General features: G+C 57.9%; 10 protein-coding genes. 1 reads left to right on the forward strand and 9 read right to left on the reverse strand.

What is annotated here, in order from left to right; translation table 11 throughout:
* The first annotated feature begins 65 nt into the window (after positions 1–65).
* On the forward strand, positions 66–890 hold the full coding sequence (locus SH661x_RS20790; RefSeq protein ID WP_437225634.1) for a sugar phosphate isomerase/epimerase family protein: 825 nt from the start codon (positions 66–68) through the stop codon (positions 888–890).
* A 102-nt stretch (positions 891–992) separates the two neighbouring features.
* Here the strand turns inward: SH661x_RS20790 and SH661x_RS20795 are convergent, their stop codons facing one another.
* From SH661x_RS20795 to tgt, 9 genes are all read right to left on the reverse strand, one after another.
* Positions 993–2,114 carry a tRNA dihydrouridine synthase gene (locus SH661x_RS20795; RefSeq protein ID WP_437225636.1) on the reverse strand — a complete coding sequence of 374 codons (1,122 nt, stop codon included), beginning with the start codon at positions 2,112–2,114 and terminating at the stop codon, positions 993–995.
* Between the two features lie 262 nt (positions 2,115–2,376).
* Positions 2,377–2,949 carry a CPBP family intramembrane glutamic endopeptidase gene (locus SH661x_RS20800; protein ID WP_437225638.1) on the reverse strand — a complete coding sequence of 191 codons (573 nt, stop codon included), beginning with the start codon at positions 2,947–2,949 and terminating at the stop codon, positions 2,377–2,379.
* Complete coding sequence (locus SH661x_RS20805; RefSeq protein ID WP_437225640.1) at positions 2,946–5,282, reverse strand: transglutaminase TgpA family protein; 2,337 nt, start codon at positions 5,280–5,282, stop codon at positions 2,946–2,948. The genes SH661x_RS20800 and SH661x_RS20805 overlap by 4 nt, the downstream gene beginning before the upstream one ends.
* Complete coding sequence (locus SH661x_RS20810) at positions 5,275–6,672, reverse strand: DUF58 domain-containing protein (protein WP_437225642.1); 1,398 nt, start codon at positions 6,670–6,672, stop codon at positions 5,275–5,277. Before SH661x_RS20810 ends, SH661x_RS20805 begins: the two co-directional genes overlap by 8 nt.
* Before the next feature lie 243 nt (positions 6,673–6,915).
* Positions 6,916–8,823 carry a THUMP domain-containing protein gene (locus SH661x_RS20815; protein WP_437225644.1) on the reverse strand — a complete coding sequence of 636 codons (1,908 nt, stop codon included), beginning with the start codon at positions 8,821–8,823 and terminating at the stop codon, positions 6,916–6,918.
* On the reverse strand, positions 8,810–9,259 hold the full coding sequence (locus tag SH661x_RS20820) for an ASCH domain-containing protein (protein ID WP_437225646.1): 450 nt from the start codon (positions 9,257–9,259) through the stop codon (positions 8,810–8,812). Before SH661x_RS20820 ends, SH661x_RS20815 begins: the two co-directional genes overlap by 14 nt.
* A gap of 70 nt (positions 9,260–9,329) precedes the next feature.
* Positions 9,330–12,317, reverse strand: coding sequence for a protein translocase subunit SecD (gene secD / locus SH661x_RS20825; RefSeq protein ID WP_437225648.1), 2,988 nt, complete (start codon positions 12,315–12,317; stop codon positions 9,330–9,332).
* A 121-nt stretch (positions 12,318–12,438) separates the two neighbouring features.
* Positions 12,439–12,816 (reverse strand): preprotein translocase subunit YajC, encoded by a 378-nt coding sequence (yajC, locus tag SH661x_RS20830; RefSeq protein ID WP_437225650.1) that lies wholly within the window; start codon positions 12,814–12,816, stop codon positions 12,439–12,441.
* 164 nt (positions 12,817–12,980) lie between these two features.
* Positions 12,981–14,093, reverse strand: a complete 1,113-nt coding sequence (gene tgt / locus SH661x_RS20835) for a tRNA guanosine(34) transglycosylase Tgt (protein WP_437231228.1) — start codon at positions 14,091–14,093, stop codon at positions 12,981–12,983.
* Between the last annotated feature and the right edge of the window lie 154 nt (positions 14,094–14,247).

Below are 14,247 nucleotides of genomic sequence, written 5' to 3' on the forward strand. Positions count from 1 at the left end.
CGCGACAGTCTCGAACACATCGAGCGGACTTACCGGATTACTTCTTCAGCCCCCGAAATCGACTCATGAAATTTGCCATCTGCCAGGAACTGTTCACGGACTGGGATTGGGACCGACAGTGCGAGTTCATTGCCAAGACGGGCTATACGGGAGTCGAAGTCGCCCCGTTCACCCTCGCCGGCAGCCCCGCAGATATTTCTCCCGCCCGACGCATCGAATTGAAGCAGGCAGCCCGGGCAAACGGCCTCGAGATCATCGGACTCCACTGGCTCCTCGCCAAGACCACCGGACTTCACCTGACCACCAACGACGCAGCGACTCGCGAACGCACCGCCGCATACCTCGGCGAGTTGGGCGACCTGTGTGCCGATCTTGGTGGGAAGTTGATGGTGCTGGGTTCACCGCAGCAGCGGAACCTGGAAGAAGGAGTCTCCAGAGAACAGGCGACCCAGAATGCGATTCAGATTTTCCGCAGCGTCCTTCCCCGCCTGGCCGACCGTGGCGTGGAACTCCTGCTGGAGCCGCTGACGACCCAGGAAACCAATTTCATGAACACCTGTGCCGAAGCCGCTGAGATCATCGCTGAGGTGAATCATCCCAATCTCGCACTGCATCAGGATGTGAAAGCGATGTCCGGGGAAGGGACGCCGCTGCCGGAACTGATCCAGGAATTCGCCGGAATCACCCGTCACTTCCACACGAATGACGTCAACCTGCGCGGACCGGGAATGGGAGACATCGATTACTTCCCCATTTTCGAAGCATTGAAATCGACCGGGTACCACGGCTGGATTTCGGTCGAAGTCTTCGACTACTCCCCGGGAGCGGAATACACCGCGCAGGAAAGCCTGCGGTACATGAAGGAAGTCAGCCGCGCCATCGGGGCATAGACCTCTGAACAAACTGCAAGCACCGCTCCGGTCTGGAGTGGGACCATGAATTCGCAAGGGCAGGCTGTCATCTTCTGAACGACGGCCTGCCCTGATTTCGTCTCATCTGCCCTCACTCGAACAGGTCTCCGACGACGAATCCGTGCTGCAGTTGTCCTGCGACTCAGCGACATCGTCCGGCTGTGGAATTCGCCCCGGGGCGTCCACCGCGTAGTGGTCCTGAAGAAGCTCTTCCCAGTCGGAGGGAGTTCGTACAAAGCCGATTCGCGTGCGGAGATTCTGGAAGTCCGGATGCAGCCGCGCGTACTTGAAAGCGAATTTTCGAAGTGTGCCGAACCAGCGAGTCGGCCCGTAAATCTGTTCTGCCAGCGATTGATGTTCCAGCAGCACGTCGCGTTGCTCGAAGACCGTTGGAGCGGCTGGGTGAGATTCCCCATTCCAGATGGCCAGAGCCTGCTGAAAAATCCAGGGATTGCCGATGGCTCCACGGGCGATCGTGACACCGTCCACCCCCGTCTGGATTAACATCTGCACGCAGTCCTGTGCTGTGAACAGGTCACCGCTTCCCAGGATCGTCCGCCCGCCGACATGCTGCTTGACCTCTTTGAGGAACGACCAGTCGCTGGGTCCGCGGTACTTTTGCTCAACGGTTCGACCATGCACGGTCACCGCACTGACTCCCCTTTCGAACGCCCCGTCAAGGATGCGGTAGAACCGGTCGCGACTGATTTCGCTGCGATCAATGCCGCGTCGCATTTTGAGTGTGACAGGGATCCCCGGAGGAACCGCTTCCCGCACCCGGTCGACGATTTCCAGTGCAACTTCCGGCTGGCTGAGATGATATCCCCCCCGGCAACCGCCCATTGCAGACCGCACCGGACAGCCGAAGTTGATATCGATGACGTCGAAGCCGGCCTGCACCAGTCGCAGGGCAGCAGGAGCAAACCGCAGCGGATCGGCCCCCATCAATTGCCCCCCCACGGGGTGGTCGGCATCCGCCACATACAGGTGATGCTCCGTCTTGCCGGTGCCGCGTACCTCATTGACGAATCGCTCGAGCATGACCTCCGCGAGCGTATAAGACGCCCCGTGACGGCGGGCGAGCGTGCGCATCGGCCAGTCGCTGTAACCACTGAGCGCTGCCTGCACAAAGGGGCTCGCCAATTGCAGATGGCCAATGGTCAGCGGCGAACGCTTTTCGAGATTGAGTAAGGGAGATGTCACGATCAGTTGAAGGCAGCAATCAAGGATTCAGTGGGCCAGTTGATGTTTGGAGGATGGAATTTTACCACGGAGGCACGGAGACACCGAGTTTTTCAATGTCAGTTCACCAGATGAGTCGTTCTAAGAATCAGTGAATTCATTATTATATTCGCCGCCCACTCCACGACTTGAACACCTCATCCACCTCTCCGTGTCACCGTGTCACCGTGGTGAACCCTCCCCGTGGTGAACATGCCGCGTTGCCAAACGTCGCCATCCCCGGTCACAGCTCATCCTGAGCGGACCGGAATTTTCGATAACGGCTCGCCAGCCAGACAAATCCAATGTAGTCGTAAACGGCGTGAGCAACCATGGGGCGGAGCAGATTGAAGTCTCCAGGACCATGTGCCAGCCCGCTGAGGACTCCTCCCAGAACCGTCGCGATGGCTGCATAAGCAACCGATACCGAATGCAGCAGCCCGAAAAAGAGATTCACGCTGATGAGCGCGAATGTCGGATCGATCCGCGCCACCCAGGGCTCGAGCACTCCGCGAAAAAGAAGCTCTTCGATCACGCCGACCAGCGTCGCCAGAATAATGAGATCATACCAGCGGCAGTTCGCCAGAGCCGGACCGAGAATCTGCTCCGCCTGGTCCCGCACACTGGTGATGAAACAGAACGCCAGAACCATCAGCACCGCGGCAACAACGCCGATCACCGCATCCCGCCAGGACCAGTGAATTTCTCGCAGCGGAGAGATTCCCGCTACCGCTGCCAGCAGGAGACTCACCCCCAGCAGCACCAGCAGGAACACGCCCGAGTAGTTCAGAAAACTTCGTCGATCCTGGAAGTTCACGATATGGGTTCCGAAGCAGTCTGCAGACACTTTTCAAGATCGCGCAGCCCTTGCTCCAGGTCCTGCAGTTCCTGCGAACTCAATTTCTCATGCCCAAATCGAACGCGATAGAAGTTCTCGACGACCTCCGCAGGCCAGACGTCCAGACCCAGCTGACGCAACCTGGGTTCGAGTTTCGGCAGAGCTGCATGAATGAATTCCCGTGCCGTCTGCGTTGGCTGCTGGACAATCCCATGCATTTTCAAAATCGACACGAGACGCTCGTAAAAGGGAACTTTCTGCCCTCGGACAGCGGCGGCAACCTGTGAATTCCAGAAGCTGCGAATCGAGTGACCTGCCTGATACAGCCGACGAATCAACCAGCTGATCGTCAGCAGCAACAGGATGATCAGAACAGCCACGATGGCACCTTCGATGCTGAACCATCGTTCGGGCGATGTAAAGAACCCCAGCATACTCTTCAATCGCGTGGTCCGTCCCTGCATCAGTTCCGTAAACGTGTTACGAACGTGTACGGCACGTTCCGCCAAGGGCCGATAGATCTTTTCTTCCTGCCCTTCCCGGGACATGACCGAGAAGCGATGCCAGACCGACTCCACGTTTCTCCACGCCTGGACCAGTTCAGAAGGACGACCTTGAATTCCCAGAACGGTTTCATTCCGTTCTGGCGGTGTCGGGTCGAATGTCATCCAGCGATTATCAAGATACGCTTCGACCCAGGCATGTGCGTGGAACTGCTGAATGGTTAATGTGTTCGACTTCGGATTAAACACACCCCCCTTGAATCCCGTAATCACCCGCGAAGGAATGCCCACACAGCGCAGCATTGTGGCCATCGCGGAAGCGAAATATTCGCAGTGACCCGCCTTCCGGTTTTGCAGAAAGTCCAGAATGGGGTCAATGGCCTTGTTCGACACGCTGAGCTTCATCGTGTAGCGGAATTCATCGGAATTCGTCAGCCAGTCTTCAATCTTTCTGGCTGCTTCCAGATTCGTCGAGGCGTTCCCTACGACCTTTTCCGTGATGCCATACAGCTGCTCGAGTTCGGGGGGAAGCTGCGTCAGGGACTGCAGATTCATCTGAAACTTTCGACTGACCATCGGGGTGATGGTCCCTGAATCGGGATCAAATCGCATTCGCGATCTCAATTCACGTTCCCGCCGCTCTGCCAGCCACTCATCAGGGGCTCCCGGGAGAGTGAACAGGTCATACGAAAATTCGCGATCCAGATCGGTCTCTTCACCCCGGTTCATCTCATTGGAAAAGTAGTCCCAGACAATGTTGCCATGGTCTTTCGTCGGGGAGACTCCCACAGCGTTTCCAAAAGAGAAGATGGCTTCGGAATGGATCGGATTCAAATCGATCCTCAAGCGGTACTTCGCCAATGGGATACCGCGGTCAATCCGCCATGAAGACTTGAACTGCGGACGATGCCACCGGCCCTGCCGATACTCTTCCAGAACCGCGCCACGAAACAGCGGTTCGGCTCCCAGGTATTTCTCCGCTTCCAGGGGGGGCAGCAGAATCCCCTCTTTCGCATCATAGACCCGGACATCCATGACCTTTTCGTTGCTCTCGAGAATCTCTCCCATGTCTCCCAGGCGAACTTCCGTACTGAAGCCCGTTAACGGCGACCCGGGGGCGCCTCCCGCTCTGGCGACGCTGGAACTGGGCCAGATTCGCGGAATGAACAGAAAGAACAACATCGCGATAAACATCGCCAGACAGGTCACGGAGACAGTGCTGCCGTAGAACCGGGGGGTCAACAACCGCTCATGGCGATCTCGTGAGACTCCTGACCAGATCCGGACCGTCGCCGACGACATGGTGGCCGCCCGGCTTGGAGCAGCGAATTCTCCATCATTGTCGTTCAGGGACGTGACGCTGCGATACAGAAGAAACAGTGACAGTGTCCAGGTCGCCAGCAGCGTATACGCGACCAGCGCGACCCCAAACCAGATCGAGAACGTCAACAGGGACGTTAATGCGATCTGCACAATCGTGAGCGCCATCAACGTCCAGTACAGGCGAATCTCTTTGTGCTGGATCAGCAGAATCCATGTCAGGTACGCCAGCAGGTGATTTCCGACAGACAGGTACGAAGGATTCGGAACGCTCGCATATTCCGCGCCCGCCACAGCAAAGGCAATCAAACCCAGGAAGGGGGGAAGCCAGCGGGGAGCGGCCAGGATCTGCTGAAAGTCGACGAAATACCAGGTCGCCAGCGCGATCGGCAGAGTGAAGGCGGAGATCGGCGTTCCCTCGGCGATCGCTGCGGTTAATCCCGCCAGCGAGACGAGCAATGCCATGCTGATCTGAAAGACTTCAAGCATCTCTCTGCATCTTCATTTCTGAATCGGAAGGTGCGTCCGAGTCTTCAAACAGTCCGTTGAGCTCTTCTTCGCTTGTTCCGTACACCTGCAGGTCGATCGCAGAGCCGGGATGGATCCGCAACAGTTCTTCTTTGAATTCCATCGGCCGGGGCGAAATCACCAGCGTCCGACACTGACCGCTCCACTTGGTTCCCAGTCCCTCGCCAAGCCGGTGAAAGTCTTCACGATGACTCGGCTCCAGCAAGGCGAACGCATCCAGCAACGAATCCGCGTTTTGTTGACCCGTGTCCCCGAACCAGTCGAACGTTTCTTTCCCAAGCAGTCGAACTGTCAGTGACGACTGCCGACTCGACCTGAGGTAGTTCATGCTCACTGTCGCAGCGAAACGAAGTCCCCGTTCGAACTGCTCAGTCTGTTTGACACTGGGACGTGAGGGGAGCCACGCATCCACAATGATCATCAGGTCCCGGTCCCGGCATTCGTGATACTCACAGACCATCAGGTCATTCATGCGGGCGCTCGTGCGCCAGTGGATCATGCGTCGGTCATCTCCCTGACGAAACTCGCGGATGCGGTGCATGTCATCCTGGAAGGTGCCGTTGTTGGGCCGTGCATGACTGACCAGTTCCATCGAGTGCTGAAGAATACGCCGGAATTGCGGACGCAGGTGCCCCAGTCGCGGATAGACCAGCAGCACATGCGGCGCTTCTCGCCCCACGCCTCGTTCCACCATCCCCAGCGGAAAACGAGTCATGACATCCAGGTGAGTGAACTCATACCGACCTCTGGCAATGGGACACAGATGATAAGTCCCCACACGATGACTGTTGGGAGGAACCCGAACAAAAAGCACTTCCGGCTCCAGGATCAATCCCCCGTTGCGAATCGAGTCCTGCAGCCGCATCAGCCAGCACGAAAGCCAGGTGTTTCGATTTTCAAGCAGCAGCGTGACCATGAATGTCTCACCGGCCATGACCCGGTCAGGCACGTCTCGCTGCATTCGAGTCCGGCGCAGCATGGTAAACGTCAGCCATCCGTTCACGACAAACGACCCTGCCATGACGCAGAAGACCATGATCAACAGGTTCGACCGTGCGAGAATCGAACCGATGAACAGCACGAACATAATGGCCAGATAGGCGAGTCCGACGCCGGGGATCCGGAAGTGGTAGCCTCGCCCCGCCAATCTGGGCCAAAGCTGTGAAACAACTTCTTTCAGCCCCCAGATTGAGAGAGTGGTCCCGCTGATAATGCTGAGAAAGTGCCCCGCCAGTCCCAGTCGGCGATGCAGGTAGCCCGTCTGCACTTCAAAGAACACCAGCCCCATTCCGCCAAGCATCAACGCCGCACCGGTGATCGAAATGCGTCGAAGGAGGTTCCCGGAATTCATGGTGGGGAGGGCCGATTCGATTGCGTGGCTGCTCGTCGAGTCCGCCGACAAAGTCTGTCAGCAGAAATTATCATACGCATTCGAGTATGCCGCAGCCACCTGTCATCACAGCCCCGCGAAATGAATTCCCGAGGAAACCGGACAATCGCTCCAATCGCAACGGGATGATGTGCATGTCCCGGAAAATCAGACTCCGCGACCCGGCCGCCTCGGCCATGAACTGCGTGAACAGGTCATGCGAAGTCAGCGTTTCCAGGGATTCTTCTTCCACGGATGATCCGGCTTCGAAGATCTTGTGTCATCACCCCTCGCATCGGGTTCTTTCACTTCTACGTCACTTTCGGAAGGTGTGGACTCTTCGACAGGCACTGCCGGCGCAGTAGCGACCGCTTCAGCGTCGGGGACGGGCGCTGGTTGCGGGTCGACCGGAGTCGGCTCTTCCTTCTTCGGTCTGATCCACGGATTCTCAACCGGGACAGCAGGGGCAGCCTGAACCGGACGTGATTCCACGACAGGAGGCGTCTCGACCGGCAACTTTTCAGGAGTCGAGGGAACTTCGGCAGGGACTGGCTGTAGAGGAGTGCTGACGACATCGACCTTAACGATCTCGGGAACGGGCGCTGGTTCCGGGTCGACCAGAGTCGGCTCTTCCCTCTTCGGTCTGATCCACGGATTCTCAACCGGGGCAGCAGGTGCAGCCTGAACCGGATGTGATTCCACGGCAGGAGGGGTCTCCACCGGGAGATCATTCCCAGTAGGAACTTCTTGCGGAACTTCCACCTGCTCGACCGGCGGAGGTGGGAGCGAAGGTTCAGAGACGAAGGGCTTAGCAGGCTGCTGCTCGGCTTTCGGCGCGCGTGCCCGCGACCATGGATTATCCGCTGCCGGCCTCTCTGCGGGACGCGGACGATCTTCGCGGTAAGGAGAGAACTCGCGCGGAGCAGGACGTTCTCTCTCTGCTCGCGGGCTGAATTCTTCTCTGGCAGCCGGTGCGGGAAGTTCTTCAATCACTTCCACGCCGACGGGCTTGGGTCCCAGATATTGGTAGTACGTGCAGGCGATCCGTGCGTTGTACAGCTTGCGTCGACGGTCCGCCTGCTTCCCGAAGTGTCGTTCAAAACCTTCGGCACCGGTCAGGATGTACAAAGACCAGTCGTCCAGCGGTCGCAGCAATTCCCCCATGTCGGAGTACAGCTGACGGACTTCTTTCTCTTCGCCCAGCCGTTCTCCATAGGGGGGATTGCAGATGAGGATTCCAGCATCCCGATTGGTCGGGAAGGCAATGAAGTCCTTCACGTCGAAGTGAATATCGGTCTCGACTCCCGCTTGCCGCGCATGCTGCGTGGCCATCTTGATCGCATACTTATCGCGATCCGTGGCGATGATGGGGATGTTGAGCGGCTGGCGGCGTTCGAGGTCTTTGACTTCCTGCCGTGCGGCCGACCATGTCGAGTGTGGAATCTGTTCCCAGTTTTCCGCGATGAAAGACCGGTTGCGACCGGGAGCCAGATTCCGTCCGATCATAGCGGCTTCGATCGGAATTGTTCCGGAACCGCAGAATGGATCGACCAGCAACCGGTCCGGGTTCCAGTAGCTGAGCTTTACCAATGCCGCAGCGACGGTCTCTCGCAACGGAGCCTGTCCGACAAGATTCCGGTAGCCTCGCTTGTGCAGACCGTCCCCGGTGGTATCGATCGTCATCACGACCCGGTCACCGAGGATCGCTGCTTCAATGTTGTATTCACTCCCCGTCTCTGAAAACCAATGTCGCAAATAGATCTTGCGCAGCCGTTCCACGATGGCCCGTTTCACCATTTTCTGGGTGTTCGGAACGCTGCGGATTTCTGATCGCACGCAGCGGGCGGTCACCGGAAATTTGGCATCCGCGGGGAGCCATTCTTCCCAGGGGAGTTCCTTGACCGTGTCGAACAGCTGATCGAAGTCTTTGGCTTTGAAATCGGCGACGACGACCTGCACGCGTTCAGCACAGCGCAGCCACAGATTCGCCCGACAGATGGCAGCATGATCGCCCCGAAAACGGACACGGCCGTCCTCCACGATGGCGTTTGCGTACCCCAGATCGCGCAGCTCGCGAACGACAATCGCCTCCATGCCGAAAGCTGCCGAGACCAATAAATCAAACTCCGCCATCTTTTCTCCGTTGCCGCGTATTGGTCCGCAATCTCTGGAATGGATAAAACCACGTTCCGAACGGGACGTACCGCGGCTGCACAGGTTGGGGGAGTCGCTGCGGATTCCCCAGAATCCAGGCATACGCATCCGACAGGAATGCAGGTGGAATCCGGGCTGCGGCCGCATCGGACTCACACGCGGGGCGACACCCCAGAATCTCGACCGTACCGACTAACGCGCCCAGCGGCAACGCTCCGGAGGAAATTCCCTCCTCGGCGAGCAAAGATTCCACGCCCGGCAACCTTGAAAAACGTTGCGATGCGTACAGATAGATGGTCCCGCGTGGCCGTGCTGGCGAGCGACGGATTTCGATCGTCTTGATCCCCCGCAGGATCAATTCCGCCCACGGCTGCTGGATACTCAGTGCGATCCGGTCCAGGTCGGCGCCGATCATGCGAATACGACCACCCTGTCAAAAAAACGCCCCGACAGGTTGTCGGGGCGAAGGTCTCATATCCCGGTGCTTACGATGCCGGAAGGGCACGCTTCGCATTCCAGTTTGCCAGCCACAGCAGGACCGGAGCGGCAATGTAAATGGAACTGAAGGTTCCCACCAGAATCCCCAGCGTCAGACAGTAAGCGAACGCGTGAATTCCGTCCCCTCCGATGCAGTACATGATGATCACGACCACCAGAGTCGTCATCGAGGTCAGCAACGTTCGGGACAAAGTTTCGTTCAGACTCTGGTTGATCATCTTCTCGGTCAGCTGCGGGTTACGGCCTCGCACTTCGCGAATACGGTCGAACACCACAATCGTATCGTTCAGCGAGTACCCGATGATGGTCAGGAACGCAGCCACAACGGTCAGGTTGATCTTGAAATCTTCCAGTCCGAACATCTGTCCGATCGGATTGCCGCTGAGCAACGCTCCGAAGGCGACCAGTCCCAGCGTGATCAGCACGTCATGCAGCAGTGCAATGCACGCTGCCAGACCGTAGGAGACTCGCTGAAAGCGAACCCACAGGTAGGCGATAATCGCCAGCAGACTCAGGATGATTGCGAAGATTGCAGACATCTGAGTGTCCTGGGCCACCGACGTATCGAAGGTGTTCATCTCATCGAAGTAAGGAGCACCGTCGAACTTGGCTTTCAGGTAATTCGCCGCGTCCTGAGCAGCTTCAGCAGGAATCTGACTGCCGAGCTTCACATTGACTTCGTGAACTTTCACCTGATCGTTCTGATCCATCCCGGCGGCGACCACGGCGTCGTCGATATTCTCCAGCTTCTTCTCAGCTCGCAGGTACTGCACCACTTCTTCCGTGATCGAAAGTGGAAGCATTTCCTGAGTAATCTTCACGTTGAACTCGTGTCCGCCGGCGAAATCATCGTCCACTGCGGGAGTTGCAGGGACTTCACCATCGGCGGCAGCTGCTGCCGTCTTAGGTATTTCCTTTACTTCGCTCACGTCCAGATGCTGCTGCACCAGTTTGTAAGGAGTCCCGCTGAACGCTTCGACGATGTTCTTGCTGACAACATCTGCATTGGATTCGATGGTTCGCATCCGGAAGAGAATCTGCTGCGATCCCGCTTCGTTGATCAGCAGGCGCTCAAGTGCGAGCGATTTCTCAAACTTCTTGCCCAGGGCGTCACGGACCTCTTCCGAAGTCGGTGTGTCCCCTTCGAACTTGAAGGTCACCATCGAACCGCCGCGGAAGTCGATGTCGAGATTGTCTCGCCCACGCGCTCCCACCAGAAGCAATCCAGCAATCATCACCGCCAGTGAGATTCCTACTGCCAGCTTCTTCTTGCCCATGAAATCGACTCGACCGGTCGGAATCACGCTGAACATCTTCAGATCGGTGAGCCAGCCCTTGCGTTCTGCAATATCAAAGATGATCCGGCCGACGTACACCGCCGTGAACATACTGATCACAATCCCGATGAACAGGGTCACGGCGAACCCCTTCACCTGATCGGTTCCGATGTAGTAGAGCACGACAGCGGTGATCAGAGTCGTCACGTTCGAGTCGAAAATGGTGGAGAATGCTTTTTCGAAACCGTTCTTGATGGCCAGACGGACGCTGGAGCCCCGCTGCCGTTCTTCACGCATACGTTCGAAGATCAGAACGTTCGAGTCGACCGCCATCCCGATGGACAGCACCAGACCCGCAAGTCCGGGCAGGGTAAAGGTGGCGTCGATGAGAGCCATCGCTCCCAGCACGAGAATCACGTTGAGTGCCAGACAGATATCCGCAACGAATCCCAGGGCCAGGTAATAACCCAGCGTCACGACGAACACCGCCACTGTTGCGATTGCCAGCGCGAAAATTCCTTTCCGCTGAACGTCGGTTCCCAGTGTCGGGCTCACGGTGAATTCACTGACGGGAGTCGGATACAGGGGAACCTGCAGAGCACCCGCGTTCAGCACGCTGATGAGTTCGTCAATTTCTTCCTGAGTGAACGAGCCTTCGATGATCCCCGAGGAACCGATCACCGCGTTAATCGACGGCGCGGAATGAATCTGTTCATTCAGCAGCACTGCCAGCTGATTCTTGTAACCAGCCCCTTCACGTGGCTGATACTTGGAGGTCATCTGCTGCATGAGATAACCGCCGCGATCATTGAACGTAAAGCCGACCGCGAGTCCCTTTTCGGAAACCTGTTCGCGGACCCCTTTCAGCAGTTCACCGGTGATGCGTCGCTGCGGATCGGGATCGACAGCCACCAGAAACTGGGTGACATCTTTTCCGTTCCGCTTGACGGTCCGGGTCACTTCACCGCCGTAGGCGTTGACCTTGGTTTCGCCCGTCTTGGAATCGACAGCCGAGGGCCGCCATTTCCCGACGAGGTCCTTATTGCGGTAGACTTCATCGACTTCCGGACCCTGCTTGCTGGCGAGGTCAATCAGCGTCGCGTGGTCAGCTTCGTTGCGATTGGCCAGCAGTGCGAACTCGAGTTTCCCCAAGTCCAGAATCATGCGCTTGGTCTGATTTTTCTTGTCTTCGTCGGCACCGGGGACGATCACTTCCAGCCGGTCTGCTCCGACTTTGCGAACGGTGACTTCCTCGGTTCCGGTCGGATTGACGCGGCGGCTGACCGCAGCGACCATCTTATTCATGATGTCGGCATTGACGACCTTCCCGGCCTTCTCAGCTTCTTCCTTGTTGACCGCGAAGACCATGTTCGTCCCCCCGGCCAGATCGATCCCCAGGCTGATGGCGGACAACGGGCTCTGTCCGGTCGCCCAGCGGGTGACGAACGGTCCCAGCGCCAGGGTCAGGGTGAACAGCACGATGCCGATCTTGGTCGCGTAGTCCCGCATCTTCAGAGCGCGGGCAATCAGGCTTCCCAGCACGAACGGCACGACGACGATCGCCAGGACGATCAGCATGACGAGCCACCCGGCGGTGGCACTGGCGGGCCCCTCCGCAGCTTTCGTCGCGACAGCCTCACCAGCCTTGATTGTCGATTCACCAGCAGCGAGCAGCAGGTTCATACTCAGCGAATTCATCCTGTGTACTCCGTCCCTGTTCCGGGGCCTCGACATCTTGCCGAGCGATCTTGGATCAGTAGATTGACGTATCTGTTATTGATCGATTGAAAATCCGGCAGTCGCTTCAACCCGCGAAGCACTATTCCGGCTTGGCATCTTTGGTCTCTTTCGTCTTCGATGCCAGTGACTCGCGAATCGCGGTCGCCTGCATCTTCAGACGGGTGTTGTCGTCGACTCGAATGGTCACCTCAGTCTTGTCTTCTGAAACACTCACGACGCTGCCGAGAATGCCGCCGATGGTGACCACGGGATCATTCTTCTTCAACGATCCGATAAAAGCTTCACGTTTGGCTTTCTCTTTGGAGTCCGAGCGTCCGAAGATCATCTGGACGACCATGAAGATCACCAGACCGCCCATCAGGTAGACCATGAACGGTCCGCCGAACGGAGTCGGCTCCGGGGCGGGGGCAGCAGGCGCCTGCGCCAGGAGATTGGCCAGTAAGTTCAACTGCAACATGTTTCAGACCATGACCGGGATGACGATTCCATCCCTTTGAAATTCCCGAAAACCTCGCTGAAATGTGCGTCCATAACCGGACAAAAATGACAGCGCGATCCCGGCTTTGCAAATCAACATCACGGCCGCCAGCAGAAACTGGCGACCTTGAGGAAGCGGGTAGTTTAGGGATCGGATGACATCCGAGCAAGATGGTCGCGTCGAAACTCTTGCCCCGAGTTTGACTTAATTGCCTCCCGCAGGTCCCGCATCACCTGTTCGTAGTACCAGAGATTGTGCACCGAGAGCAGCATCGGGCCCAGAATTTCCTTCACCTGAAACAGATGCCGCAGGTACCCGCGACTGAACTGCTGACAGGTCGGGCAGTTACAATCCGCATCCAGCGGCCGGTCATCCGTTAAATGCTTCAGATTTCGCATCTTCACCTGCCCCCGGCTGGTGAAGGCGGTGGCATTGCGGGCGTTCCGGCTGGGCATCACACAATCGAACATGTCAACCCCTCGCAGCACCGCCTCAATGATGTCGATCGGCCTTCCAACCCCCATCAAATAGCGTGGTTTCTGCACGGGAAGCTGGGGCGCGGTGGTGTCCAGAGTCTCGTACATCGACTCCGGAGTTTCCCCGACACTCAGTCCGCCGATGGCGTATCCGGGAAGGTCCAGCGGGAGCAACCCCTGAATGGAACGCTCCCGCAGCTGGGGATTCGTCCCCCCCTGGACGATCGGAAACAGGGCCTGATCCGGCCGTTTATGGGCGTCCCGACAACGCTGCGCCCAGCGGGTGGTCCGGTCAACCGCAGCCTGGAGTCGCTCCAGCGGGGCATCGTGCGGAGGACACTCGTCCAGACACATGATGACATCCGCCCCCAGGTCCTCCTGAATCTGCATGGCCCGTTCGGGGGAGAGATCCAGCAGACTCCCGTCGACGTGCGACTTAAAAACGACCCGGTCTTCAGAAAGCTGCCGCAATTCTGCCAGACTGAAGACCTGAAAGCCCCCGCTGTCGGTGAGAATGGGGCCATCCCAGTTCATGAACCGGTGCAGCCCGCCGAGCTCCTTGACCACTTTTTCCCCGGGCCGGAGCGCGAGGTGGTACGTGTTGGCCAGAATCATCTGAGCCCCCATCGCCTTCAGCTCATGGGGCCAGACAGCCTTGACGGTCCCGCGTGTCCCGACGGGCATGTACGCGGGGGTATCCACAACCCCATGCGGGGTGACGAATCGTCCGACACGGGCGGATGATGAGGTATCAGCGTGATCGAGATGAAATTCAAACATGCGGGCATCGTAAGGTCCGCACGCCAGACCAGCCAGCGAGTTTCCCTGGCAGACAACCATGAGCGAAGGAAACGCTCGCCCGCCGTCGCAACAGCCCATGAATCAAAACGCCGAACCGCGTCACATCCCGGAGATGCGACGCGGTTCGGAGATT

This window comes from Planctomicrobium stercoris (genome assembly GCF_051465655.1).
Taxonomy (GTDB): Bacteria; Planctomycetota; Planctomycetia; order Planctomycetales; family Planctomycetaceae; genus Planctomicrobium.